This is a genomic window from Saccharothrix violaceirubra (genome assembly GCF_014203755.1).
GTDB classification, from domain to species: Bacteria; Actinomycetota; Actinomycetes; order Mycobacteriales; family Pseudonocardiaceae; genus Actinosynnema; species Actinosynnema violaceirubrum.
The window spans coordinates 6,746,505-6,771,958 of the sequence record NZ_JACHJS010000001.1; the positions used below are offsets into that span (position 1 = coordinate 6,746,505).

Genomic DNA, 25,454 nt, shown 5'->3' on the forward strand with positions numbered 1-25,454 from the left:
TCAATACGACACGAGTTGCACGCTTGGTAACTCGACAGCCCGCGCCGCCGGCGGGGCCCCACCCACGTGGGGCCCCGCCTGTTTTTTCGCCCGTTCGAGGGACGGCCGGAGCAACCGGAATTGTCGGTGCGCGTCAGCAGAATGCAGGCGTTGACCCACTTCGGAACCGTGGGTAACTTCCCGATGACGTCCGGCTACCGCCTCTGGAGGGAGGCCCCAGTGCTCCGCGTCCTGACCGTCGCGCTCGTCGTGACGGCGCTGGTCAGCCCGCCCGCGGCGGGCCAGCCGCCACGCCCGCAGGCGGTGACCTCGCTGCTCGCGGGCATGACTCTCGAACAGAAGGTGGGCCAACTCTTCGTCACCTATGTCAACGGACAACGTGCGGACGAGGAACATCCGGACAACGTGCGCGATTTCGGCGTGGCCACGCCCGCGGAGATCGTCGCGAAGTACCGGCCGGGCGGCGTGATCTACTTCGACAACGATCTCCACGACAACATCGACTCGCCCCGGCAGATCGCCGGTCTGTCCCGGGGGTTGCAACGCGCGTCGAAGATTCCACTGGCGATCTCCACCGATCAGGAGATGGGCCTCGTCACCCGGATCGGACCGCCGGTGACGCAATTCCCGGGCAACATGGCATTGGGTGCGGGCCGCAGCACGACCGACGCCGAACAGGCCGCGACGATCACCGCGCGCGAACTGCGGGCGCTGGGCGTGAACCAGGACTTCGCACCGGACGCCGACGTGAACTCCAACCCGGCCAACCCGGTGATCGGGGTCCGCTCGTACTCGGGCGACCCGAAGCTCGCGGCCGAGTTCACCGCCGCCCAGGTACGCGGGTACCAGCAGCGGTTCCTGACGTGGTCGGGCGTGGCGGCGACGGCCAAGCACTTCCCCGGCCACGGGGACACGGCGACGGACAGCCACACGAGCCTGCCCGTCGTCGACCGCACCGTGGAGCAGTGGCGTGAGATGGACGCGCCGCCGTTCCGCGCCGCGATCGCGGCCGGGGTCGACTCGATCATGACCGCGCACATCCTGATGCCGCGGATCGACCCGTCCGGCGAACCGGCGACGCTGTCCAAGCCCGTGATCGACCTGCTGCGCGGCGAACTCGGCTACGACGGCGTGGTGATCACCGACGCGCTCGACATGGCCGGGGTGCGGCAGAAGCACCCGGACGCGCGGATCCCCGTGCTGGCCCTGAAGGCCGGCGTCGACCAACTGCTGATGCCGCCGAAGCTGGGCGAAGCGATCACGGCCGTGGTCGACGCGGTGAAGTCGGGCGAGCTGACCGAGCGGCGCATCGACCAGAGCGTGCTGCGGGTGCTGCGGATGAAGTTCCTGCGCGGCATCCTGACCTCGCCGCCGGTGGACCCGGACAAGGCGGACGCGGCGGTCGGCACGCCGGAGAACCTGGCCGCCGCGCGGACGATCACCGACCGGACGACGACGGCCGTGCGCAACGACGGCGGCGTGCTGCCGAGGCGACCGAAGGCGGCGCTGGTCACCGGGTGGGGCGAGAACTCGACCCGCACGCTGGCGAAACTGTTGGGCGGCAAGGCGTTGCCGACCGGTGCGACGCCGACGCCCGAGCAGATCACGGGCGCGGTCGAGGCCGCGGGCGCGGCGGATCTCGTGGTGGTGCTGACGTCCGGGTTGTCGGGCAGTCCGGAACAGCAGGCGCTGGTGGACCGGTTGGTGGCGACGGGCAGACCCGTGGTGGGCGTGGCGGTGCGCAATCCGTACGACGTGGCCTACACGTCGGTGCCGGTCTGGTTGGCGACCTACTCGTACGGTGCGGGCGCGCTGGAGTCGGTGGCGAAGGTGATCACCGGGGAGATCGGTCCGAAGGGGTTGTTGCCGGTGGCGGTGCCGGGGCCGACGCCCTACCCGCTCGGACATGGGCTGACCTGGTGATCGGGCGGCGGGAGGTCCTGTTCGCCGCGGTGACCGTGCCCGCCGCGGGGTTGGCGCCCGCCTCGACAGCGGGGGCGGAGGCCGCCGCGGTCGTCGCCACGGGACGCCGGGTGGTGACCGGTGCCGACGTCCTGGCGGCCGACCACTGGCGGGGGTTGGAGGGTCGGGTCGCCGTGCTCGGCAACCCGACCGCGGTCCTGCGGGACGGCGTCCACGTCGTCGACTCGATGGTGGCGGCCGGGGTCCCGCCGGTCGTCGTCCTCGGTCCGGAGCACGGGTTCCGGGGCACGGCGCAGGCCGGCGGTTCCGAAGGCGATCACGCCGACCCGCGCACGGGAATCAAGGTCCGCGACGTCTACCGGGCCGACGCGGCGAAGTTCGCGGGCGTGCTGCGCGAAGAACGGGTCGACGTCCTGGTCTTCGACATCGCCGACGTCGGCGCCCGCTTCTACACCTACATCTGGACCATGCTCACGGCCATGACCGCCGCGGCCTCCGTCGGCGCGCGGTTCGTGGTCCTCGACCGGCCCAACCCCTTGGGCGGCAAGGCGAAGGGCCCGCAACTCCTGCCCGGTTTCGCGTCCGGCGTCGGCGTCAAACCAGTCGTCCAGCAGCACGGGCTGACGGTGGGCGAACTCGCCGGGCTGTTCGCCGGGGAGTTCCTCGACACCCCGCTCGACCTCGACGTGGTCGAGGTCCGGCACTGGCGGCGCGACGACCTCGACACGGGCCTGGCCTGGGTGCCGCCGAGCCCGAACATGCCGACGCGGGACACCGCGCTGGTCTACCCCGGCACGTGCCTGTTCGAAGGCACCTCCTTCACCGAGGGCCGGGGCACGACGAAGCCCTTCGAGACCGTCGGCTCCCCCGACGTCGACTGGCGCTGGGCCGAGGACCTCAACGGCGAGCGGCTGCCCGGCGTGCGGTTCCGGGAGACGTACTTCGCGCCCGCCTTCGGCCGGTACGCCGGGCGGACCTGTGGCGGCGTGCAGCTCCAGGTCACGAACGCCAGGGAGTTCGACGCCGTGCGGACGGGCGTGGCCATGATCGTCACGGCGGCCCGGCGGTACCCGTTCGCCTGGCGCGAGGACAACTGGGTCGACCTGCTCTTCGGGTCGGACCGATTACGGCGCATGGTCGACGCGCGGGCCGGGATCGACGACATCGTGGGTTCGTGGCGGCAGGAACTGGACGAGTTCGACCGGACAAGGAAGCCGTACTCGAGGTACCGGTGAAGAGACTTCTCGCGCTGCTGCTCGCCATGGCCACGATCACCGCCGGGTCCGCCGCCGCCACCAGCGGCGACGGCCGCTACGACCACCCGCGGACGGGGTGGATGAACGCCGTGCTGCACGACGGCTTCTCGCCGGTCGACCGAACGCCGATCGAAAAGGCACTGCGACATGTCCGCGCCCTGCCCAACTTCCCCGGCGCGGTCACCCTGCTCGCGCACGACGGCGTGATCGTCGCCGAAGAAGCCGCCGGCTGGGCCGTGCGCTACGCCGACGCCAAGACCGAACTGCCACCCGACCGGCGCGTGCCGATGACCGTCGACACGGTCTTCGACCTGGCCTCGATCTCCAAGCTGTTCACCTCGATCGTGGTCATGCGCCAGTACGAACTCGGCCGCATCGACCTCGACGCGGCGGTGAGCCGGTACCTGCCGGAGTTCGGTGTGAACGGCAAGGCCGACATCACCGTGAAACAACTGCTCACGCACACGTCCGGCCTGGTCGACTGGCTGCCACTCTGGTCGGATTACCCGGACGTCCCGGCACGCATCAAGGCCGTGATGGACACCAGGCCGACCGATGCGCCCGGCACCGGCTACCGCTATTCCGACCTGAACCTGATCACGCTCGGCCTGCTCGCCGAACGCGTCTCCGGCACGACACTCGACGTCCTGGTCGACCGGACGATCGCCACTCCGCTCGGGCTGAAGGACACCGGCTACCGGCCGAAGGACAAAAGCCGGACCGCGGCGACCGAATTCCAAGCCGGTCGCGGCATGGTCCGGGGCGAGGTGCACGACGAGAACGCGTGGTCGCTCGGCGGGGTCGCCGGTCACTCGGGCGTGTTCTCCACGGCCCGGGAATTGGCCACCGTCGGCCAGATGATCCTCAACGGTGGCCGCTACCGGGGTGTCGAGATCCTCGAACGGGACACCGTCACGTTGATGCTCACCGACTTCAACTCGCGTTTCCCGGGCGACGCCCACGGCCTGGGCTTCGAACTCGACCAGAACTGGTACATGGGCGCCCTCTCCTCCCCCGGGACGGCCGGGCACACCGGTTTCAGCGGCACGTCGCTCGTGCTCGACCCCCTGTCCGGTTCGATCGCGGTCCTGCTCACCAACCGCGTCCACCCGGACCGGAACCGGGGTTCGATCAACCCGTCGCGGCGGGCCGTGGCCGACGGCCTGGCGCAAGCGCTTGCCGTCCGGCCCGTCGCAGGTAAGACGTCCTGGGCTGCCGAACGCGACGGTGGCACACTGACCACGCGGGTCCTGCCGGCGCAGCGGCACCGGCTGGAGTTCGCCGCCTTCGTCGACCTCGCTGCGGGCGAAGAGGTCGCCGTGCAGGCGTTCACCGACGACCAGTGGCGTGACCTGCGAAAACTCACGGGTTACGGCACGAGGCGTTGGCAGCGGATCGTCGTGGAGGCCGAGGCGACCCGGTTCCGGTGGCGGTACACCGCCGGTACCGGACCGTACGGGCGCGGGGTCCACGTCGACGCCGTCCGCGTGACCGATCGACGTGGTCAAGTCCTCGACAGCGAGTTGTCCCCCGACGGATGGCGAATCGCCGACAGATAGTGGGCAATGGGCCTAAAGGTTCCGACCGGTGGGCGGCAATTTGCCACGAATGGGGTGACTTTCCCGCACGTTGCGTTGATATCCGTTTGACCGGTTAGTAAGTTTCCCACGTGTCCACGGAAAACACCGACGCCAGCCCACTCGTCCGCATCCGCTCGCTGCTCCCGGGATTGGCCCGCGCCGAGCAGCGCGTGGCCAAGGTCGTGCTGGAGAACCCGGCGACCGTCGCGCACCGCAGCATCACCGAGGTCGCCGAGGCGGCGGGCACGAGCGAGACCACCGTGACCCGCTTCTGCAAGGCGATCGGCGTCGGCGGCTACCCCGAGCTGCGCATCGCGCTCGCGGCCGAGACCGCCCGCACCGCCGCCCGCACCGACCGCGACCTCGGCGGCGACATCGGCCCGGCCGACGACCTGCGCCAGGTGGTCGGCAAGGTCGCGTTCGCCGACGCCCGCGCGGTCGAGGAGACCGCCGAGCAGCTCAACGTCGACACGCTCCAGGCCGTCGTCGAACTGGTCGCCGGCGCCCGCCGCGTCGACGTCTACGGCTTCGGCGCGAGCGCGTTCGTCGCCTTCGACCTCCAGCAAAAACTCCACCGGATCGGGCGAACGTGCTTCGCCTGGAACGACACCCACATCGCCCTGACCTCGGCGGCCGTGCTGACCGAGGCGGACGTCGCGGTCGGCATCTCGCACACCGGCTCGACCGCCGAGACGGTCGAGGCCCTGCGGGTGGCCCGCGAACGCGGCGCCGCGACCGTCGTGCTCACGAACTTCCCCCGCTCGCCGATCACCGAGGTCGCCGACCACGTCCTGACCACGGCCGCCCGCGAGACCACGTTCCGCTCGGGCGCGATGGCCAGCCGGATCGCCCAGCTCACGGTGATCGACTGCCTGTTCATCGGTGTCGCGCAGAAGCACGCCGACAGCGCCAAGGCCGCGCTCGAATCCACGTACGAAGCGGTGTCCGGCCATCGGCTCGGTGCCCGTCCGGACGGCAGGCGGCGCCGGGAGTCCGGCAAATGACACCGGGCCGGGACGATGTCGCCATACGCGTCGAATCGCCGACGGAAGCACGCAACCCCCGGACCGGGGACATCGACCGGCTGTCCACGCTCGACCTGCTGCACCTGATCAACGACGAGGACCGGCACGTGCCCGACGCCGTGTCCGCCGCCCTGCCCGACCTGGCGCGCGCCGCCGATCTCGCCGTGCGCGCGCTGCTGGCCGGCGGGCGCGTGCACTACGTCGGCGCCGGCACCTCGGGCCGGTTGGCCACGCTCGACGCCGCCGAACTCGTGCCCACGTACAACATCCCGGCCGACTGGTTCCTCGCCCACCAGGCCGGCGGCCCGGACGCCATGGTCAGGGCGGTCGAGGGCGCCGAGGACCGGGGTGACGAGGGTGCCGCGCGGATGCGCGACCACGCGGCACCCGGCGACCTGGTCGTCGGCGTCACGGCGTCGGGCCGCACGCCGTTCGTACTCGAAGCCCTGGCGCAGGCCCGGCGGCTCGGCGCGGGCACGGTCCTGGTCTCCAACAACCCGTCGGCGCCGGCGCCCGAGGTCGACGTGCTGATCACGGTCGACACCGGTCCCGAGGCGATCGCCGGGTCGACCCGGATGAAGGCCGGCAGTTCGCAGAAGCTGGTGCTCACGTCGTTCTCGACCGCGATCATGGTCCGGCTCGGGCGGACGTACTCGAACCTGATGGTGTCGATGCGGGCCACGAACGCGAAACTTCGCGGACGCACCGTGCGCATACTGCGCGAGGCCACCGGTTCGAGTGAGAACGAATGCGTGAACGCCCTGTCCGACGCGAACGGTGACCTCAAGATCGCACTCGTGCACCTGCTCGCGGACGTGCCGATCAGCCGGGCCACCGAGGCGTTGATCCACGCGCATGGGCACGTTCGGCAGGCGCTCACCCTGCTGTCAGCGGACGCCACGGGATAGGCGTCGACAACACCATCGCGCTGGACGTCTCGCCGTAGCCTCCCAGCCGGACGAGCAGCCGTTCGAGTTCGCCGATCGACGTGGTCACGACCTTGACCACCGAGCAGATGTCCCCGGTCAGCCGCACCACCTCGACCACCTCCGGGCAGTCGTCGAGCAGCTCGGGGTGCACGGTGATGCACCGCGGCCCGTAGCACTTCATCCGGACCAGGGCGACGACCGAGCGACCCACGGCCGTGGGGTCGACGACCGCGCGGTAACCGGTGATCACCCCGACCTCCTCGAGCCGGCGCACGCGCTGGGCCGCGGTCGGCGGCGACACGTGCACCCGGCGGGCCAGCTCGTTGTACGACAGCCGCGCGTCTTCCTGGAGGGCGTCCAGCAGTGCCCAGTCGGTGCTGTCCAGGTCGGTGTTCATAAAAGCCAAGCCAATCGCCGTTTTGGTTGCCGGACGTGAACAGATTGACCCGAAGTGGCACTTGACGGCCATTCAGTTCACCCGGATGCCGGGGAATCATGGAAGTCATGAGTTGCCCGGTCGCTCCCAAGCTCGACTTCGGCGGCACGACGCCGTACGAGGACTACGTGCACGCGTCGGTCCTGCACTCGTTGCAGAAGCAGGCGTCCGACGACCCGCGCGAGATGTCCTTCCTGGTGATCACGCAGGTCATGGAGCTGTACTTCGGCCTGCTGTGCTTCGAGTGGCGGCAGGCGCAGATCGAGCTGCGCGACGACGACCTGCGCGCGGCCGTGCGGACGTTGCGCCGCAGCGAGCTGCACATGCAGGCGTTGAACGCGGCGTGGCGGCCGATCGCGCGGATGACGCCGGCCGAGTTCAACTCGTTCCGGGACGCCCTGGGCGAGGGTTCGGGGTTCCAGTCCGGGCGGTACCGGGAGCTGGAGTTCCTGCTCGGCGAGAAGTCGCGGTCGATGCTGGTGCCGCACCGGGCCGTGCCCCGGCAGCACGACGCGCTCGAAGCGCTGCTGCACGAGCCCGGCCTGTACGACGACGTGCTCGCGGCGTTGGCCCGGCACGGGCTGGCCGTCCCGAAGGAAGTCTTGGACCGGGACGTGAGCGCGCCCTACGAGCCGCACCCCGAGGTCGAGGCGATGTGGGCGGGGATCTACCGGTCAGACGACCGTGACCTGCTCGAACTCGGCGAGGCGCTGACCGACGTCGCCGAGGAGTTCACCCGGTGGCGCCATGATCACCTGCTGGCGACGCGGCGGGCGATGGGCGCGAAGACCGGCACGGGCGGGTCGGCCGGCGTGGCGTGGTTGGAGAAGCGGGCCGTGCGGTCGATCTTCCCCGAGCTGTGGACCGCGAGGAGCTACGTGTGATCCGCGAACTGTTCGACCTGGACGACGACGTCGTCTATCTGGACGGGAACTCGTTGGGCGTGCCGCCGCGGCACGTGGCCGCGCGGGTGAACGAGGTGATCACCCAGCAGTGGGGACGGCGGCTGATCCGGAGCTGGTCCGAGGGCTGGTGGGAGACGCCGGAGCGGGTCGGCGACCGGGTCGGCCGGTTGGTCGGGGCCGCGCCGGGGCAGGTCGTGGTCGCGGACTCCACGAGCGTGAACCTGTTCAAGGCCCTGATGGGAGCGGTGCGGGGTACGGAGCGTGGCGAAATCCTGGTCGACGCCGGGACTTTTCCCACGGACGGGTACATCGCGCAGTCGGTCGCGGAGTTGACCGGGCTGACGCTGCGGGCGGTCGATCCGGAGTCGTTCGAAGTCGGGGACGCGGCCGTGGTGCTGCTGAACCACGTGGACTACCGGAGCGGGCGACTGCTGGACATGGCGTCGTTGACGGAGCACGTCCACGCCGGCGGGGCGAAGATCGTCTGGGACCTGTGCCACAGCGTCGGTGTGCTGCCGATCGAGCTGGATCGACTGGGAGTCGATCTTGCGGTGGGGTGCACCTACAAGTTCTTGAACGGCGGGCCGGGCGCACCGGCGTTCCTGTACGTGCCGAAGGCCGCGCAGGAGGATTTCCACCAGCCGCTGACCGGGTGGACCGGGCACGCGGTGCCATTCGCGATGAGCCAGGACTACACCCCTGACCAGGGAATTTCCCGAGCACGAGTCGGGACGCCGGACATCTTGTCGATGTTGGCACTGGATGCGGCGCTGGACGTGTGGGACCAGGTGTCGTTGGCGGACGTGCGGGCGCGCGGGCTGGAGCTGACGGCGTACTTCCGGCGGTTGGTGGAGGGCTTGCCGGGCATCGAGGTGATCACACCGGACAGCGAGTGGCGCGGCCACCAGGTGTCACTGCGCCACCCGGACGCTGCACGGATCATGGGTGAACTGATCGCACGGAACGTGATCGGTGATCATCGTCCACCGGATGTACTGCGGTTCGGGTTCGCGCCGCTGTACAACACGGACGAGGACGCGGAGCGGGCCGCGCGGGCGTTGCAGGAACTCCTTTGAGCTTGGGGCACCCGGGCGCGGGTGCCCCAACCCGCCTCAGCCCTGCTTGAGCCCGGCGACGAAGGAATGGAACGTGGTGGCCCGGAACTCCAGGGTGGCCCCCATCGGGTCCTTGGAGTCGAGCACACCGGTCCGCTCGACACCCACCGCCACGGCGACGCAGGTGCTTTCGGGCAGGCTCGCGCTCGACGTCAGGTAGACAAGTCCGTCGCGTTCGAACCGCTTCCTCATGATCCTCGGGTCTCCCTTGCCGCTCGGATGACCTCGATCGAGGACTCGACCGAGAGCGCGCGGCCGACCACGTCGTCCCACACAGCGTGGAACCGCGCGACACCCTCCTCATTCTCCACGGTGTCGAGGCTGATCAGACTCTCCGCGTAGACCGCTCCGGGGTCGTCCACTTCGGGGAAATCGAGGAACGTGAGGGTGCCCGACAGCGCACCGTGGGCTCCGGCCGTGCTCGGCAGGATCTGGATGGTCACGTTCGGCAGAGTCGACAGCTCCACCAACCAGTCCAACTGGGCCGCCATGGTCGCCTGCCCACCGATCTCACGGCAGAGCGCAGACTCGTCGATCAGCGCATGGACCACAAGCGGATTCGGCTTGCGGTGGAGCAACGCTTGGCGGTCGAGGCGCTCGGGCGCAACACGCTCGGTTCGCCCCTCGCCGACCAGCAGGAGTCCGCTGCCGCCCGCGAGTGCCGAGGCGTAGTCGGCTGTCTGGAAGATGCCCGGGATCAGCAGCAGGTCGATCGAGCGCTCGGAGACAGCCTCGGTCTCATCGCGGCGGAAGCGCACGTAGGGACGGGGGAGCACGTCCACGTGCTCGATGGGCATGGCCTCGTAGTCGGCGACCTCCCAGAGATCGATCGCACGTCGGCGCTCCTCCTCCGTCAGGTTCAGGACCGACAGGATCGCGATGAACCCCGACCACCGTGGCCTGGCCTCGCCGTTCAGCATCCGGTTCCAGGTGGTACGACCGATTCGGATCTCCTTGATCACGTGCTCGGCCTTGGCCCCCGACTGGTGCAGGTACTTCGCCATCAGTGCGCCGAGCTTGCGTTTTCCGCGCGTGGTTCCCACAGCCATTCGCACACCTGTCCTTAGAAATCTGTTGCGTATTCGCACTCACCCGAATGGGCATTGCACATCGGTACCGTTCGAACGATACAGTGTCGTCAACCCCCGGCACGAAAACGAGAAAGCGGGAATGCCGATGATCTACGTTAGCGGTGTCGCGTCGTCCAACTACATCCGGGTCGGCGGCGATGTGGCGATGAAGTGCTCGGTCAACGCGGACGAACTCGAAGTGTCCCTGGGCGCGGGTCAGGTCGACTTCGTGCTGTCCAGGGGCGCGACCGAGCGCCTGCACGTCGAGATGGGCCGGGCCTTGGAATTGATGCGCGCAGACAACTGAAGAATCACGCGGAGGCGGCGTCGGCGATGCTGCGAGCCTCGCGGGCGCCCGACTCCAGCGCCGCACACTGGAACAGAATCCACCCTGTCAGACCTTCGGGCGTGCCGGTCGAAAAACCGATCAGCGCGGCGTCGTAATCGGCACGATTCCGGAGCAGGTGGACTTCGGGGACGCCCAACGACTTCGGGTCCACCCCGGTCGACATCGCGGTCAACCGTGCGGCGGCACGGGCGACCACACCATTCGCGACGGTAAAAGGCGACAAAGAAAGCAACTCACCGTGCACCACGGCGATCAGCAACGGTCCCGGCACCGACGTGCCGCCCGTGACCAATCCGGCCAACAGGTCCAGCCGCTCGGACAGGCCCGGTACCGCACGCGGGCGTCCGGGAGTGTCGTCCAGGTCCGCCGAGGCCAGGACGTGCAACCGCGCCAACGCCTGGAGCGGGGCACGTCGCCAGGTCGGGAACACCGTCCCCAACGCCTCGGCCACGCGCAACGCACCCGCCAACACCGGGTCGGCGACCTCGCCGGACTCGGGGATGTCGGTCGACCCGCCGTCGAGCGCCGCCGACGACCGGGCAGCCCGCACGGACGCCTCCGCGGCGGTCGTGGCCCAACCCCGCAGGTTGACCCGGTGCCGGTGGACGGCGAAGACCGCGTCCCGGGCGGCGGTGACCGCGTCGGCCACTCCGGGCAGTTCGAGCAGGGGCGCGAGCGGGTCCACGGCCGGAAAGCCTACGCAGGGGAAAGTGGCATCCCTGTCGATGAGCAGGAAGCCAGAGAAGAGAGAGCCACTTGCCGCACGTGCGCTCCACGCCAATGCGGAGTTCCCCCTGCTCCAAGGGGCGTTGGCTACCCTCGAAACGTCCTCGAAACACCTTCGACACCCCACGACGTGACTGGTGTCACGGGATGTGCCGTTGGTCGCAGCGGAGGTGTCACTCGGCGGAATCACCGTGGTCAGCGCGGGGCCGCCGCGTTACACAGTTACCCGCACGTGTCGAACCGCGCCGAAATTGGTCTGAACCTTTTGGGTGCGCAAGGGGCGGATCGGCACTAGCGTCAATGCGCACCCCACCGGATTCAGGAGGTCCGCCCCCATGACCCAGCCGCCAGCCGCACTGGACAACCTGCTGACGGAGAACCGGACGTTCCCGCCGAGCGACGAGTTCGCCGCGCAGGCCAACGCCACCGCCGCGCTCTACGAGGAGGCGAACGCCGACCGCGAGGCGTTCTGGGCGAAGCAGGCCGAGCGGCTGTCGTGGGACACGAAGTGGACCCAGGTCCTCGACTGGTCGGACGCCCCCTTCGCGAAGTGGTTCGTCGGCGGCAAGCTCAACGTCGCCTACAACTGCGTCGACCGGCACGTGGAATCCGGCCACGGCGACCAGGTCGCGATCCACTGGGAGGGCGAGCCCGGCGACAGCCGCGCGATCACCTACGCCGAACTCCAGCGCGAGGTGTCCCGCACGGCCAACGCCCTGGCCGGTCTCGGCGTGGGCGCCGAGGACCGCGTCGCCATCTACATGCCGATGATCCCCGAGGCGATCTTCTCCATGCTCGCGTGCGCCCGACTCGGCGCGCTGCACAGCGTGGTCTTCGGCGGCTTCTCGGCCGAGGCGTTGCGCACCCGCATCGAGGACTCGCAGGCCAAGCTCGTCATCACGACCGACGGTCAGTACCGGCGTGGCAAGCCCGCCGCCCTCAAGCCCGCCGTCGACGAGGCCGTGGCCGCCGCGAAGAGCGTCGAGCACGTGCTCGTGGTCAAGCGCACCGACACCGAGGTCGAGTGGACCGAGGGCCGCGACATCTGGTGGAACGACCTGGTGCCGCAGCAGTCCGACCAGCACACGCCGGAGGCGTTCGACTCCGAGCACCCGCTGTTCATCCTCTACACCTCGGGCACCACCGGTAACCCCAAGGGCATCCTGCACACGTCCGGCGGCTACCTCACGCAGGCGTCGTACACGCACTACAACGTGTTCGACCTCAAGCCGGACACCGACGTCTACTGGTGCACCGCCGACATCGGCTGGGTCACCGGCCACAGCTACATCGTGTACGGCCCGCTGTCCAACCGCGTGACCCAGGTCGTCTACGAAGGCACGCCGAACACCCCGCACGAGGGCCGGCACTGGGAGATCGTGCAGAAGTACGGCGTCTCGATCTACTACACCGCGCCGACGCTGATCCGCACGTTCATGAAGTGGGGCGCGGACATCCCGGCCAAGTACGACCTGTCCACGCTGCGCGTGCTCGGCAGCGTCGGCGAGCCGATCAACCCCGAGGCGTGGATCTGGTACCGGGAGAACGTGGGCGGCGGCAAGGCGCCCATCGTGGACACCTGGTGGCAGACCGAGACCGGCTCGATCATGATCTCGCCGCTGCCCGGCGCCACCTCCACCAAGCCCGGTTCGGCGCAGCGCCCGCTGCCCGGCATCGGCGCCAAGGTCGTGGACGACCAGGGCAACGAGGTCCCGCACGGTGGCGGCGGCTACCTGGTCCTCGACCAGCCGTGGCCGGGCATGCTGCGCGGCATCTGGGGCGACGAGCAGCGCTACCGCGACACGTACTGGTCGCGCTTCGGCGACCTGGGCTACTACTTCGCCGGCGACGGCGCCAAGTACGACGCCGACGGCGACATCTGGCTGCTGGGCCGGGTCGACGACGTGATGAACGTGTCGGGTCACCGCATCTCCACGACCGAGGTCGAGTCCGCGCTGGTCTCGCACCCGACCGTGGCCGAGGCCGCCGTGGTCGGCGCGTCCGACCCGACGACCGGCCAGGGCATCGTCGCGTTCGTGATCCTGCGTGGCGGCGTGGCCGAGGGTTCGGACGGCGCCGACGCGATCAAGGCGCTGCGCGACCACGTGGCCAAGGAGATCGGCCCGATCGCCAAGCCGCGCCAGATCCTGGTCGTGCCGGAGCTGCCCAAGACGCGCTCGGGCAAGATCATGCGCCGGCTGCTCCGCGACGTGGCCGAGAACCGGCAGGTGGGCGACGTGACCACGTTGGCCGACTCGTCGGTGATGACGCTCATCTCCCAGGGCCTGAACTCGGGGTCCTCGGAGGACTGACCGGCTGCGAGAAGCGCCCCACCCGTAATGGGTGGGGCGCTTCTTCGCGTTAGGATTCCGTCAAGGTGAGCCGGGAAGTCTGGTCGGCACGAGGATCTGTCGTGTCCGCCGGAACCTGGAGCCGCCCGTGAGCAAGCCGTCCGAGTTCGCCCGCTACCTGCGCACGGAGACCGTCGGCGGGTCGCTGCTGCTGGCCGCCACGGCCGTGGCGCTGCTGCTGGCCAACTCTCCGCTGTCCCCCTGGTACCTGGGGGTGCGCGACTTCCACCTCGGACCGTTGACGGTCGGGGCGTGGGCGTCGGACGGGCTGCTGGCGGTGTTCTTCTTCGTCGCCGGGCTGGAGCTGAAGCGCGAACTCGTCGTCGGCGAGCTGAACTCGGTGAAGGCGGCCGTGCTGCCGGTGATCGGGGCGGTCGGCGGGATGGTCGTGCCGGCCCTGATCGCCCTGGGCGTCGGGTGGGGCACACCGGGGGTCGAGCGGGCGTGGGCGGTGCCCGTGGCCACGGACATCGCGTTCGCGCTCGGGGTGCTGGCGTTGACGGCGTCCGGGCTGCCGAGCAGCCTGCGGGTGTTCCTGCTGAGCCTGGCCGTGGTGGACGACCTGGGCGCGATCGTGGTGATCGCGGTCCTGTTCACCACGGGGTTCGACCCGCTGTTCCTGGCGGTCGCGATCGTGCTGCTGGGGCTTTATGCGTTCCTGCAACACCGACGCGTCACGACACCTTGGGTGTACGTGCCCTTGGCTCTCGGCACGTGGTTCGCCGTCCACGAAGCCGGGGTGCACGCGACCATCGCGGGCGTGGCGTTGGCGTTGCTCACGCGTGTGCGACGTGACCACTACGAACGCGAAGCACCGGCCGTGCGGTTGGAGCACCGGTTGCAGCCGTGGTCGGCCGGACTCGCCGTGCCGGTGTTCGCGCTGTTCGCGGCCGGGGTGCCGGTGGGCGCGAAGGCGTTGTCCTCGTTGCCGCACGACCGGATCGCGGTCGGGATCGTGCTCGGGCTCGTGGTGGGCAAGGTCATCGGGATCGTCGGGGCCTGTGCGGTGGCCGTCTTCTCGAAAGTCGCGGTGTGGCCGGCCGGTGCGGGGTTCCGCGACCTGGTGGCCGTGGGCATGCTCGGCGGCGTCGGGTTCACGGTCAGCCTGCTGATCTCCGACCTGGCGCTGGACGACGACGCCGCCGAACGGGCCAAGGCCGCCGTGCTGCTCGCCTCGCTCGTGGCATCGCTCCTGGCGGCCGTCCTGCTGCTGCGACGCCGTCGCGCGCACCGGGCCGACACGTGATCAAGCCGCCTGTCCGGCTCCGGAGGGTCGGCCATGGCACGATGAAGCGGTGACCAGCGCTCGTGACGGCGGCGACGTGCCCCCGATCCCGTCCATCCCGCTCAGCGCGGAGACCCCGGAGCGGATCGCCGGGGAGACCTCGATCGGCGGCCTGGTCCGCGACGCGACGGCGCACCTGTCCACGTTGGTCAGGGCCGAGGTCGAACTCGCCAAGTCCGAGATCGCGGGCGAGATCAAGAAGGCCGTCAAGGGCAGCGTCTACTTCATCGTCGCGTTGACGGTGCTGCTGTTCAGCCTGTTCTTCTTCTTCATCTTCGTGGGCGAGCTGCTGGCCGTGTGGCTGCCGAGCTGGGCCGCCTACCTGATCGACTTCGGCGGGATGCTGGCGTTCGCGGGCTTCTTCGCGTTCCTCGGCTTCCGCAAGCTCAAGAAGCTGCGGGCGCCGCAACGCACCATCGAGTCCGCCCGGGACACCGTCGCGGCGTTGCGCCACCGCGGCGAAGCCCGCTGACCGTGCGGCTGCCGCCGGACCCGTCGAGCGTGCGCGTGGCAGGACCGTGGACGCACCGGGACGTGTCCGCGAACGGCATCCGGCTGCACGTTGCCGAACTCGGCGACGGACCGCTCGTGCTGCTGCTGCACGGGTTCCCCGAGTTCTGGTGGACGTGGCGGCACCAGCTCGTCTCCCTGGCCGAAGCCGGGTACCGGGCCGTGGCCGTGGACCTGCGCGGGTACGGGGACTCGGACAAGCCGCCACGCGGCTACGACGGGTTCACGCTGGCCGGCGACGTGGCCGGGCTGGTCAAGGCGTTGGGCGCGCGTCGGGCGCATCTCGTGGGGCACGCGTGGGGCGGGCTGCTGGCGTGGACGGTCGGCGCCATGCACCCCCGGCTCGTCGACTCGGTCACGGCCATCGCCGCGCCGCACCCGTTGACGTTGCGGCGGGCGATCCGGCGCAACCCCCGGCGGCACGCGCACGTGTTCCGCTTCCAGCTCCCGTTCCACCCCGAACGGTGGCTGCTCGCCGAATCCGGTGCCGCCGTCGGACGGCTGATCACCTCGTGGGCCGGTCCGAAGTGGACGGTGTCGTCGGAGTTCGACGAGGTCCTGCGGCGCAACCGGTCGGCGATGACGATCCCCGGCGTGGCGCACTGCTCGGCCGAGTACTACCGGTGGGCGGTGCGGTCGCAGTTGCGTTCGGACGGACGGCGGTTCGCGGAGGCCGTGGACAAACGGCTCGGCGTGCCGGTGCTGGGGCTGCACGGAACCCTGGACCCGGTGATGCCGGAGACGGACAGCTCGGCGTGGGCGGTCGAGTCCGTGCACCACGAGGTGCCCGAGGTGGGGCACTTCCCGCACGAGGAGTCACCGCACACCGTGGGGCGGCTGTTGTCCGACTTCCTCGGACAGTTTGGCTCTTAAGGCGTCGATCAGGGCGACGAGTTGGCCTGGTGACGAGCCCCGGTAGACCATGCCCGCCGGGCGGTCCTCGGGCAGGGTGCCGAAGTCGACCAGGAGGACGCGGCCGGGTGTATTCGCCGTGACGGAGTCGTATTCGAGCCTCGTCCAGTGCTTGGTCACGTAGCTGTTCGTACTGAGCACGAGGACGTAGCGGCTTCGGGCGCCGTAGACGTTGGGCAGCACGCGGTGGAGGTCGTTGCCCCACAAGGCGCCTTGCTCGTCCGGGGCGTAGAAGACCTTGAAGTGCGGCTTGAGGGCCTTCTGGATCTCGTGGGCGATCGCGGTGTCTTCGGAGGCGTAGGAGATCGCGAGGTCGTAGGCGAGTTCGTCCTCGGGGCGGCCGAGCAGCCATTCGGTGAAGATCCTGGGGCCGGGCTGGAGGACGTCGTCGACGTAGCGGACCGCGCCGACGCAACGGCCGACGACCGCCGCTTCGCGCCAGCGTGAGGCACGCAGGGCCTGGCGGGTCATGGGGAGTTCGCGGAGCAGGTCACGGCCGTCCTCGCCGAGTTGGCGGTGCCAGGCGTGGAAGGTGGTGACGGCGTGGTCGAAGACAGTGTCCAGGGCTTCTTCCTGGTCTTGGCCGTCCCATAACGCCGCCAGGAGACGGACCGTGAGCCACGCGTGACCACCGGCCTGGTCGAAGACCATGTCCACGTCCGCGTTCTCGGCCAGTTCGGCCACCGCCGCGCGGTCGAGCGGCTGGACGTGGCTGGTCTCGGCGGTGTTGAGCGGGGGCGAGCCCCGGTCGTCCGGGTCCTTGAACGAGGCCAGGACCGGGCCGCCGGCGAGCAGGACGGCGATGTCGTCGCGCAGGTACGTGTCGTCCAGGTAGCGCAGGTAGGCGAAGAAACCCGGACCCCAGCGGGTTTGCAGCAGGCGGTCGGCCTCGTCGATCACGAGGGCGAGTGGGCGGACGTCGTCGAGGGCGTCGCGGATGTCGGGGCGGGTGGCCGCGGGGTGGTCGCCGCCTTTGAGCGCGCCCAGAAGGGCACCCAAGGCCGTGGACTCGTCGTGCAGGTCCCAGCCGGTGGTGTCGGTGCGGATCAGGGTCCGGCCGACTTCGACCCGGCGGAGGAGGGTGGTCTTGCCGACCCGTCGGCCGCCGATCAGCAGGACCGAGCGACCCCGGTCGAGCATGGCGTTGAGGCGGGCCAGGTGATTGTGGCGGCCTACGAACAGGTCCGACGAGTGGTACGGGTTCACTCGTCCTCCACCCAGCGGCGGAAGAGGCCGATCTTCTCCAGGCCCTGTGTTTTCAGGGCGGCCGAGGCTTCTTTCTCCTGGCGGCGGGACAGGAAGTCGGGCGTGGGCCGGTCGTGGATGCGGGCGGCGGCGACCTCGCGTTCGGCCGGGGTCATGAGCTGCCAGATGTTGTTGCGCAGGAACGAGTCCACGGCGTCGAGGTCGTCCAGGTGTTCCAGGCCCTTGGCCAGGTCCGGGCCGCGTAAGGCGTTGGGTTCGGCGCGTTGGCGGTACGCCTCGGCGGCGAGCATGCGGACCAGGGACGGGTGGCCACCGGTGTGGCCGAAGAGGTTCTCGATGAAGTCGACGGTGACCAGTTCGATGCCCATCGCGCGGGAAACGTCGTGGACCAGGTCTTTCACGGCGTCGTGGTCGAGCGGGGAGACGGGCATCTCCTGGAAGAAGGCGAAGAACGGGTTGGTGCCGGCGTCGAGGCCGTTGACGCGGTTGACCTCCGGGCGCAGGTCGGCGCCCACCACCACGACGTGCCGACGATCGCCTTGGGCGAGGGCTCTCAGGCCACCGGTCGCGGTTATCCATCGTCGGGCGGCTTCTTGCTCGCCTGGTGCGGGGAAGACCCGCTCCAGTTCGTCGAGGATGACGACGAGTTGGGTGTGCTTGCCGAGATGATCCTGACGGGCGTCGAGTTCGCGTTCGAGTCCGGTGACGGTGGCCGGGCGGGACGGCTTGAAGGGCCAGTCGTGGTCGTTGAGGCGGGCCCAGTTGTCGAACGCCTCGACCATGAGCGCGAACAGTTCGCGTGGCCAGTCCTCGGTGTGGGGGTCGAAGCGCTGGAGGTCGACCCGGCAGACCGGCCGGTCGGCGAGGTGTTGGCGCAGGATGTTGAGCAGGCTGGTCTTGCCGATCTTGCGCAGGCCCGTGATCAGCACGTTCTCGTGGCGCTTCAACGCGCTGCCGATGGTGTTGAGCAGGACGTCGCGGCCGAACAGGGCACGTTCGTCGACCAGGGCGTTGCGGGTGTCGAACAGGTTGTCACTGTTGCCGTAGTCGCGTTCGAGTTCGTGCAGGAACGCGGCCGTCCGCTGATCCGCCAAGGCCGCCCGCAGCGACCGCTCCCGGACCGTGATGACCGGCGTGCCTTGCACCCGTAATCGGTCGAGGCCGAGCCGCACGTCGTCCGGCAACTCCCCGACGTGCACGAAGTACGCCATCCGCTGGTAGTTCGCGAGGTGCTTCGAGAACTCCTCGACCTCGGAGTACTCGGCTTCCGACACGACCGACACCCACACCGGACCGGGACGGAGGAGCTGACGACCCACCTCGCGCAACGGCCGCCCGGCGGCGGCGAACACCTCGGCGACCCGCTCCACCTCTACCGGACTTCCGACACGGTGGGAGCCCGGGGACACGGCCTCCCGATCGACGAACGCGTACCGGACCTGGCTGACGAACCGGAGAATCGAGAGCGCACTGTCGGGATCGACCCTGACGGTCGGCCAGGTGCGAAGCTCGCGCGGGGCCGACCGGCTTTCGGGTCCCCGACCCGTTTCCACCGCGATCACCTCGCCGCCCGCACGCTGCACCCGTTGCGCCTGCACCAGCAGGCGCGAGTCGATGCCTCGTCCCAAGACCATCAGCAACTGCGTCATGGCGAAGACCGGTTCGCCTTCGGTCGACAGGCGGGCGCTCACCTCGCTCCCGACCAGCGCGTCCACCAGTTTCTCCGCGATCTCGCGGTCCTGCGGCGAGTGGCTGACCAGGATCATGGCTACGAAGCACATCCCTCCGTGGAGACCTGACGGGTCAGCTCGGGAGCCTTGGCGACCTCGTCGGCCACCTCCTGGGCCGTGAGCACGAAACCCGTCTCCTGGTCGTCCACCGCCGCGCCGAACACGACGCCCATCACCCTGCCCTGGGGATCGACCAGCGGGCCGCCGGAGTTACCGCTGCGGACCTTGGCGCGGATCGTGTAGACGTCACGCTCGACCGTCTGCCCGTCGTAGATGTCCGGTCCACGCAACACAGGGATGCGTTCACGCACACGCGCCACCGACGGCGTGTACGGCCCGTCCAGCGGATACCCGAGCACGATGCCGTCCTCGCCCTGGTTGATCTCGTCCGTGCGGAACGCCAACGGGGTCGCGTCGAAGTCGTTCACGGCCAGGATCGCGACGTCCGTACGCGGGTCGTAGTGCACCACCACGGCGTCGAACTGACCGACTCCGACCTCGATGCTGACCTCGTTCGTCCCGGCCACGACGTGCGCGTTCGTCATCACGCGGTGCGGCGCGATCACGAAACCCGTCCCCTCCAACGCCCGCGAGCACGACGGCGCACGGCCACGCACCTTCACCACGCTGGGCCTGAGCTTCTGCACGATCGGGTTGGCGGCGAGGGCCGCGTCGGGCGGGTCGACGTTGCGCAACGGGGTGTCGTCGAACGGGTTCGTGGGCGACGGGAAACCCGACACGTCGAACAGGGCTTCGAGGTCCTGCGACAACGTCCGCGCCGCCTGCGGCATGGCGTCGTCGACCGTGGACAGGATCACCGACTGGTTCAACGACTTCGACAACGACGGCAGGCCCGCCACGGCGGTCAGCGGCAGCGCGATCATCCACGCCACCACGAACACCACGGCACCCTGCACAACCGCGCCCAACGCGTTGTCCGCGCCGCGCAACGGACTCGCGTTCACCCTGGCCTTGATGATCCGCCCGACGTACACGCCCAGCGTCTCGCCCAACGCCACCAGCAGCACCACGATGCCGACCGCGAACACGACCTTGGTCACCACGTTGTCGAACCTCGACACGACCAGCGGCGCGAGCTGCGTGCCCAGGACCAGTCCGACGAGCACGCCGACGAACGCGGGCAGGGCGACGACCATCCCCTGCCGGGCACCGGACACCGCGGCGAAGGCGGCCAGCGCGAGGACGAGCACGTCGACCCAGTTCAAGGACACCTCCGGCTACAGCGCACGCGACGCGGGCTCCAGGTCGCGCACGTCGTCGGGGTCCCACGGGCGTTCCCAGCCGCCCAGGGAGAGCAGTCGGCCGAGCAGCCCGGCGGTGAACCCCCACACCAGCATGCCCGGCGCGGAAAAGGCAGGCCCGACGTAGCCCGACGGGTGGCGCACGCGGAACCGGTTGGCCGGGTCCGCCAGGTGCGCCAGCGGCACGCGGGCCACAGCCGCGGTCTCGTTCGCGTCGACCGCCACGACCGGCGCGGGCCGGTGCCAGTACGCGAGCACGGGCGTGACCACGAACATCGACACGGGCACGAACAGCTCGGGCAGCGTGGCCACGACCGTCACGCCGGCGCGCAGCACACCGGTCTCCTCGAACGCCTCGCGCAACGCCGTGTCGGCCGGACCGTCGTCGGTCGGGTCGACCTTGCCGCCGGGGAAGGCGACCTGGCCGGGGTGCGAACCGAGGGTGTCGGCGCGGCGCAGCAGCAACACGTCGGGTCCGTCCGCGCCTTCACCGAGCAGCATCAGCACGGCGGCCGGGCGCGTGATCACGCCGGCGGGCGGCGGCGAGATGCGGGTGAACGCCCGGTGGTCGAGTCCGTCGACGGCCAGTGCCAGGCCGCGCATCCAGTCGGGGACGTCGGTCACCCCACCACCTCGCGGACCTGCTCGACGGTGTCGAACACCGCGGGCGAGGCGATCTCGGTGATCGAACCGTCGGTGCCGACCAGGTAGCTGACCGGCAGCCGGGCGGGCGTGCCGACCGCGCGGCGCACGCCGTCGGCCTCGTCGAACACCGAGGGCAGGTGCACGCCGAGCTTGGCGAGCAGTTCGAGGCCGTCGGCCTCCTTGCTCTGCACCTGCACGGCCACGACGGACACGGCGCCGGGCTGCTGGGCGTAGGCGTCGAGCACCTTCAGCTCGTCCTGGCACGGGCCGCACCACGTGGCCCAGAAGTTGACCAGCGTGCGGCCGGCGGTGGCGGCGCCGACGTCGACCTGCTCGCCGTCGCCCAGGCAGATCGCGGTGACGCCGCGCAGCACCTCGGGGCCGCCCTCGCCCTTCGGGCACGGGCGCAGCGCGGCCTGGTTGCGCGCCATGATCAGGTCCGGCGGCGGCTTGGCCTGGAAGTCGGACCCGCGGTCGCCGGGCGCGGGCTCCTCGGAGGCGCGCGGCCACAGCGCGATCACGCCGGCGACGACCAGCACGAGCGCGGTCAGCGCCCACCTCGTGCCTTTGCTCACGCGAGCTTCTCCCCCGCGCGGACGCGTTCGGCGAGCGCGATCAGGTGGGGTGCCTCGTCGCCCTTGACCAGCTTCTGGGCCTTGACCGGGTCCTGCTGGCCGACGTCACTGGACGGGCATTGGGGCGCGAGGAAGCAGGCACCGCACGCGGGCGTGCGGGCGTGGCAGACGCGGCGGCCGTGGAAGATCGTCCGGTGCGAGAGCAGGGTCCAGTCCTTGCGCTCGATCAGCTTGCCGATGGCGTGCTCGACCTTGACCGGGTCCTCCTCCTCGGTCCAGCCCCAGCGCCGCACGAGCCGGCCGAAGTGCGTGTCGACCGTGATCCCGGGCACGCCGAACGCGTCGCCGAGCACGACGTTCGCGGTCTTGCGGCCCACGCCCGGCAGCGTGACCAGGTCGTCGAGCTTGCCCGGCACCTCGCCGCCGAACTTCTCGACCAGGGCCGAGCCCAGGCCGATCAGCGAGTTCGCCTTGGCCCGGAAGAAGCCCAGCGTGCGGACGAACTCCTCCAGCTCGGCGCGGTCGGCCGAGGCGTAGTCGGCGGCCTTGCGGTAGCGGCGGAACAGCGCCGGGGTGACCTGGTTGACGCGCACGTCGGTGGTCTGCGCGGACAGCACGACGGCGACGAGGAGTTCCAGCGGTGTGGTGAAGTCGAGTTCGCAGTGCGCGTCGGGATAGCCCTCGGCCAGGACCCGGACCGTGCGGCGTGCCCGGCGGGTCAGTCCGAGCTGCGTCTCGGGGCGTTTCGCCATGCGACCAACCGTACTGCGTGGCAAGGTGCCGCCGGTTGAACGATCGACGGCCGGGTAACCGGCGGCAGGCAACCGGATGCGGTGCGTACGCGTCCACCCTGCGAGTGACACGTTCAGCCACCCCGCAAGCGTGCGGGTTACCCCGATGCGCAAGGATCGGAGCCATCATGACTGCCTGGTTCGTCATCGCCGTTCCGATCGTGATCATGTTCTTCGCGCTCTTCATGGAGCGCGTCGAAGCACGACTGCGCCACGTCGCCGTCCAGGAGGACGAGGTCGAGGAGTTCCTGGAGTCGGCCCGACCCGACGAGGTCAGGGCGCTCTACGGGCACGGCATCGGCCGCGCGCTGGAGCTGTTCCGCCTGCGCCGGCTGGGTGGTCGTGCCCGGAGCCTGCGGCAGCGGCGCCCGCGCCGTTAGCGGGCAAGGACCGTTTTACGAGGCCCGCGGGGTCACACCCCACGGGCCTCTTCGGGCTGTCGGGAGGTCGGTCGACGGCGTGCCGAAAGGCGAACCGCCGATCAGCCCTTAGACTGCACTCAGTGATCGACGGCAGGCGCTGGATCCGCCAGAAGGCGGAACGCGCTCGACCATGCCGTCGCGTCTCGACAGGAGGGACGAGGTGGACGAGACCCTGGCACGGGCTGGCATCTTCCAGGGCGTGGAAGCGGGCGCGGCAGAGGCTCTGGCGCAGACGCTGGAGTCGGTGGAGTTCCCGCGTGGACACGTGATCTTCGCGGAAGGCGAGCCCGGTGACCGGCTCTACATCATCCAGTCCGGCAAGGTGAAGATCGGCCGCAAGTCGCCGGACGGTCGCGAGAACCTGTTGGGGATCTTCGGGCCGTCGGACATGTTCGGCGAGTTGTCGATCTTCGACCCGGGTCCGCGCACGTCCACCGCGACGACGGTCACCGAGGTGCGCGCGGTCAGCATGGACCGCCCCGCGCTGCGGCAGTGGATCACCAACCGGCCGGAGATCGCCGAGCAGCTGCTGCGGGCGCTGGCCCGCAGGCTGCGCCGGACGAACTCCATGCTGGCCGACCTGATCTTCACCGACGTCCCCGGCCGGGTCGCGAAGGCGTTGCTGCAGCTCGCGCAGCGCTTCGGCAGCCAGGAGGCGGGTCTGCTGCGGGTCACCCACGACCTGACGCAGGAGGAGATCGCCCAGTTCGTGGGCGCGTCGCGCGAGACCGTGAACAAGGCGTTGGCCGACTTCGCGCACCGCGGCTGGCTGCGGCTGGAAGGCAAGAGCGTGCTGATCCTGGACCCGGAGCGTCTCGCCCGTCGCGCACGCTAGAAAAACGGAGCAGAGACCGGGCGCCGCCCCCGACGCGGCGCACCGGCCTTGCCCTGCGCGTGTCCATCCCCCGACGGAACCGCGCTTCCACACCTCCGGTGTCCGCAGGCCCCGACCCTGGGTAACACCGGAAGGAGGTTCGGATACCCGCCCCCGATCCCGGTGAAACCGGGTAGAGGTGGTGGTTCAACGATCGCACGTCCCCCGCGGTGCGTCTCAAGTGTTTTCACCCTCACAGACGTGCTGTTCAGGGCTTTCCGTCGAGGTGTTCACCCGGTCATCCGATTGTTGTGACCCGATTGTGATCTTGCGATCCGCGTGACGGACCACACCGGCCAAACAGTGGTACGCCCGTACCACTGTGCTGCACACTGGTACGCATGTCCCACTCTGCCCGGCTTACGGACTACCGCACCGCCCTGACCACGCCGGGCATGCGCGGACCCGTCGTCGCATCCGTCCTCGCCCGCCTGCCCATCGCCATGGTCGGGCTGTCGATGCTGTTCTACGTCCGCAGCGTGAGCGGCTCGTTCGCCACCGCCGGACTCGTGTCGGCCGCCTCCCTGATCGGCGTCGCCGTCGGCTCGATCGTGCAGGGCCGGCTGATGGACCGGTACGGACCCACCCGGCCGCTGTTGCGCGTGACCGGGCTGTTCGCGGTCTTCGTGACGCTCGCGGTCCTGGCCGTCGAGTCCGGTGCGCACCTGGCCGTGCTGATGCCGTTGACGTTCGGCGTCGGACTGACCGAACCCATGGTCGGATCCGCCTCGCGGGCCCTGTGGCAGCAGGTGCTGCCGCCCGGCAACGCGCGGCACGCCGGGTTCGCGTACGAGGCCATCAGCATGGAGGTGTTCTTCATCCTCGGACCGGGTCTGGCCGGACTGCTGGTGACCGCGCCGTGGGCCGGGACGGGTGTCGTGCTGGGCGCGACGTCCATGGTGATCGGCGCCCTGTGGTTCGCGCTGAACCCGACCGTGCGCGGCGTGCGGCCGGAGCACGAATCCCGTGACCTGCTCGGGGCGTTGGCCTCGCCGGGCATGCGGACGGTCGCCCTCGCCGCACTGGGCTTCGGCGTGACCATCGGGTTCATCGAGGTCGCCGTGCCGGCCGCCGCCGCGGAAGCCGGGCACGTCGGCATGGGCGGGCTGCTGCTGAGCCTGTGGTCGGTGTCCTCGGTGCTGTTCGGCGTGCTCTACGCGATGAAGCCGTTCCCCCGGGCCATGCACCTGCGGCTGCCGGTGCTGCTGGGCGGGTTCGCGCTGCTGTCGTTCCTGCTGGCGGTGCCGACCACGCTGATCGGGTTGGGTGTGGCGCTGTTCGTGGTGGGCACGTTGATCACGCCGCAGGCCACCACGCACTCGGCCGCGCTGGAGCAGGTCGCGCCCGCGGGGACCGCCACCGAGGCGTTCGGCTGGGTGATCACGGCGGTGACCGTCGGACTGGCGTTGGGGCAGTCGGTCAGCGGACAGCTCGTGGAGTCGTACGGGACGCAGGCCGCCTTCGTGGCGGCGGGGGTCGCCGGGCTGGTCGTGGCCGCGGCCGTGTGGGCGTTCCGGGGGACGGTGGCCGCGTCGGCCGACGTCCCGCGGCTGATCGTCCACTGAAGATCCGGCGGA

25 protein-coding genes are annotated in these 25,454 nt (G+C 70.0%); 15 read left to right on the plus strand and 10 right to left on the minus strand.

Going from position 1 to position 25,454, the window contains the following annotated elements:
- Nucleotides 1-183 precede the first annotated feature (183 nt).
- The 5 genes from F4559_RS31130 (at nucleotide 184) to F4559_RS31150 (ending at nucleotide 6,692) form a co-directional block, all read left to right on the plus strand.
- Nucleotides 184-1,923: a glycoside hydrolase family 3 protein gene (locus F4559_RS31130; protein ID WP_184676414.1), complete on the plus strand. Its 1,740-nt coding sequence runs from the start codon at nucleotides 184-186 to the stop codon at nucleotides 1,921-1,923.
- Nucleotides 1,917-3,158 carry an exo-beta-N-acetylmuramidase NamZ family protein gene (locus tag F4559_RS31135; RefSeq protein ID WP_184676412.1) on the plus strand — a complete coding sequence of 414 codons (1,242 nt, stop codon included), beginning with the start codon at nucleotides 1,917-1,919 and terminating at the stop codon, nucleotides 3,156-3,158. Before F4559_RS31130 ends, F4559_RS31135 begins: the two co-directional genes overlap by 7 nt.
- Complete coding sequence (locus F4559_RS31140; RefSeq protein WP_312865911.1) at nucleotides 3,155-4,738, plus strand: serine hydrolase domain-containing protein; 1,584 nt, start codon at nucleotides 3,155-3,157, stop codon at nucleotides 4,736-4,738. Before F4559_RS31135 ends, F4559_RS31140 begins: the two co-directional genes overlap by 4 nt.
- A 110-nt stretch (nucleotides 4,739-4,848) precedes the next feature.
- Complete coding sequence (locus F4559_RS31145; RefSeq protein WP_184674658.1) at nucleotides 4,849-5,763, plus strand: MurR/RpiR family transcriptional regulator; 915 nt, start codon at nucleotides 4,849-4,851, stop codon at nucleotides 5,761-5,763.
- The gene (locus tag F4559_RS31150; RefSeq protein ID WP_184674659.1) at nucleotides 5,760-6,692 is read left to right on the plus strand and encodes an N-acetylmuramic acid 6-phosphate etherase; all 933 of its coding nucleotides are present in this window, start codon (nucleotides 5,760-5,762) and stop codon (nucleotides 6,690-6,692) included. Before F4559_RS31145 ends, F4559_RS31150 begins: the two co-directional genes overlap by 4 nt.
- Here F4559_RS31150 and F4559_RS31155 read toward each other — a convergent pair.
- Complete coding sequence (locus F4559_RS31155) at nucleotides 6,661-7,110, minus strand: Lrp/AsnC family transcriptional regulator (protein ID WP_221447435.1); 450 nt, start codon at nucleotides 7,108-7,110, stop codon at nucleotides 6,661-6,663. The two genes, F4559_RS31150 and F4559_RS31155, sit on opposite strands and share 32 nt — an antisense overlap.
- A 107-nt stretch (nucleotides 7,111-7,217) precedes the next feature.
- Here F4559_RS31155 and F4559_RS31160 point away from each other — a divergent pair, with 107 nt between their 5' ends.
- Together F4559_RS31160 and kynU are read left to right on the plus strand one after the other, a co-directional pair.
- Entirely contained in the window at nucleotides 7,218-8,033 is an 816-nt protein-coding gene (locus F4559_RS31160) for a tryptophan 2,3-dioxygenase (protein ID WP_184674660.1), read from the plus strand.
- Nucleotides 8,030-9,130, plus strand: a complete 1,101-nt coding sequence (gene kynU / locus F4559_RS31165; RefSeq protein ID WP_312865912.1) for a kynureninase — start codon at nucleotides 8,030-8,032, stop codon at nucleotides 9,128-9,130. The genes F4559_RS31160 and kynU overlap by 4 nt, the downstream gene beginning before the upstream one ends.
- Before the next feature lie 36 nt (nucleotides 9,131-9,166).
- Here the strand turns inward: kynU and F4559_RS31170 are convergent, their stop codons facing one another.
- On the minus strand, nucleotides 9,167-9,361 hold the full coding sequence (locus tag F4559_RS31170; RefSeq protein WP_184674662.1) for a DUF397 domain-containing protein: 195 nt from the start codon (nucleotides 9,359-9,361) through the stop codon (nucleotides 9,167-9,169).
- Complete coding sequence (locus F4559_RS31175; RefSeq protein ID WP_184674663.1) at nucleotides 9,358-10,218, minus strand: helix-turn-helix domain-containing protein; 861 nt, start codon at nucleotides 10,216-10,218, stop codon at nucleotides 9,358-9,360. The genes F4559_RS31170 and F4559_RS31175 overlap by 4 nt, the downstream gene beginning before the upstream one ends.
- 127 nt (nucleotides 10,219-10,345) lie before the next feature.
- Here F4559_RS31175 and F4559_RS31180 point away from each other — a divergent pair, with 127 nt between their 5' ends.
- Nucleotides 10,346-10,546 carry a hypothetical protein gene (locus tag F4559_RS31180; protein WP_184674664.1) on the plus strand — a complete coding sequence of 67 codons (201 nt, stop codon included), beginning with the start codon at nucleotides 10,346-10,348 and terminating at the stop codon, nucleotides 10,544-10,546.
- A gap of 4 nt (nucleotides 10,547-10,550) precedes the next feature.
- Here the strand turns inward: F4559_RS31180 and F4559_RS31185 are convergent, their stop codons facing one another.
- Nucleotides 10,551-11,273, minus strand: a complete 723-nt coding sequence (locus F4559_RS31185) for a Fic family protein (RefSeq protein ID WP_184674665.1) — start codon at nucleotides 11,271-11,273, stop codon at nucleotides 10,551-10,553.
- 376 nt (nucleotides 11,274-11,649) lie between these two features.
- Between F4559_RS31185 and acs the strand changes: the two genes are divergently transcribed.
- The 4 genes from acs (at nucleotide 11,650) to F4559_RS31205 (ending at nucleotide 16,333) form a co-directional block, all read left to right on the plus strand.
- Nucleotides 11,650-13,626, plus strand: coding sequence for an acetate--CoA ligase (gene acs / locus F4559_RS31190; RefSeq protein WP_184674666.1), 1,977 nt, complete (start codon nucleotides 11,650-11,652; stop codon nucleotides 13,624-13,626).
- A gap of 127 nt (nucleotides 13,627-13,753) precedes the next feature.
- Complete coding sequence (gene nhaA, locus F4559_RS31195) at nucleotides 13,754-14,911, plus strand: Na+/H+ antiporter NhaA (RefSeq protein WP_184674667.1); 1,158 nt, start codon at nucleotides 13,754-13,756, stop codon at nucleotides 14,909-14,911.
- Nucleotides 14,912-14,960: 49 nt separating this feature from the next.
- The gene (locus F4559_RS31200) at nucleotides 14,961-15,422 is read left to right on the plus strand and encodes a phage holin family protein (RefSeq protein WP_184674668.1); all 462 of its coding nucleotides are present in this window, start codon (nucleotides 14,961-14,963) and stop codon (nucleotides 15,420-15,422) included.
- Nucleotides 15,423-15,424: 2 nt separating this feature from the next.
- Nucleotides 15,425-16,333 carry an alpha/beta fold hydrolase gene (locus F4559_RS31205; RefSeq protein ID WP_184674669.1) on the plus strand — a complete coding sequence of 303 codons (909 nt, stop codon included), beginning with the start codon at nucleotides 15,425-15,427 and terminating at the stop codon, nucleotides 16,331-16,333.
- Here F4559_RS31205 and F4559_RS36640 read toward each other — a convergent pair.
- Genes F4559_RS36640 through nth form a run of 6 tightly spaced genes read right to left on the minus strand, consistent with a single transcriptional unit; the run spans nucleotide 16,277 to nucleotide 22,542 of the window.
- Nucleotides 16,277-17,578 carry an AAA family ATPase gene (locus tag F4559_RS36640; RefSeq protein ID WP_184674670.1) on the minus strand — a complete coding sequence of 434 codons (1,302 nt, stop codon included), beginning with the start codon at nucleotides 17,576-17,578 and terminating at the stop codon, nucleotides 16,277-16,279. The genes F4559_RS31205 and F4559_RS36640 overlap by 57 nt on opposite strands.
- Nucleotides 17,575-19,344 (minus strand): ATP-binding protein, encoded by a 1,770-nt coding sequence (locus tag F4559_RS31215; protein ID WP_184674671.1) that lies wholly within the window; start codon nucleotides 19,342-19,344, stop codon nucleotides 17,575-17,577. Before F4559_RS31215 ends, F4559_RS36640 begins: the two co-directional genes overlap by 4 nt.
- A 2-nt stretch (nucleotides 19,345-19,346) precedes the next feature.
- Nucleotides 19,347-20,534, minus strand: coding sequence for a MarP family serine protease (locus F4559_RS31220; RefSeq protein ID WP_184674672.1), 1,188 nt, complete (start codon nucleotides 20,532-20,534; stop codon nucleotides 19,347-19,349).
- A gap of 12 nt (nucleotides 20,535-20,546) precedes the next feature.
- A complete protein-coding gene (locus F4559_RS31225; RefSeq protein WP_184676420.1) occupies nucleotides 20,547-21,173 on the minus strand; it encodes an NUDIX hydrolase in 627 nt (208 codons plus the stop codon).
- Nucleotides 21,174-21,190: 17 nt separating this feature from the next.
- Complete coding sequence (locus tag F4559_RS31230) at nucleotides 21,191-21,790, minus strand: TlpA disulfide reductase family protein (protein ID WP_184674673.1); 600 nt, start codon at nucleotides 21,788-21,790, stop codon at nucleotides 21,191-21,193.
- Nucleotides 21,787-22,542, minus strand: a complete 756-nt coding sequence (gene nth / locus F4559_RS31235; RefSeq protein WP_184674674.1) for an endonuclease III — start codon at nucleotides 22,540-22,542, stop codon at nucleotides 21,787-21,789. The genes F4559_RS31230 and nth overlap by 4 nt, the downstream gene beginning before the upstream one ends.
- Before the next feature lie 167 nt (nucleotides 22,543-22,709).
- Between nth and F4559_RS31240 the strand changes: the two genes are divergently transcribed.
- The 3 genes from F4559_RS31240 to F4559_RS31250 all read left to right on the plus strand — a co-directional run bounded on the left by F4559_RS31240 (nucleotide 22,710) and on the right by F4559_RS31250 (nucleotide 25,442).
- Nucleotides 22,710-22,961: a hypothetical protein gene (locus F4559_RS31240; protein WP_184674675.1), complete on the plus strand. Its 252-nt coding sequence runs from the start codon at nucleotides 22,710-22,712 to the stop codon at nucleotides 22,959-22,961.
- A gap of 202 nt (nucleotides 22,962-23,163) precedes the next feature.
- On the plus strand, nucleotides 23,164-23,838 hold the full coding sequence (locus F4559_RS31245) for a Crp/Fnr family transcriptional regulator (RefSeq protein WP_184674676.1): 675 nt from the start codon (nucleotides 23,164-23,166) through the stop codon (nucleotides 23,836-23,838).
- 380 nt (nucleotides 23,839-24,218) lie between these two features.
- On the plus strand, nucleotides 24,219-25,442 hold the full coding sequence (locus F4559_RS31250; protein WP_184674677.1) for an MFS transporter: 1,224 nt from the start codon (nucleotides 24,219-24,221) through the stop codon (nucleotides 25,440-25,442).
- Nucleotides 25,443-25,454 lie beyond the last annotated feature (12 nt).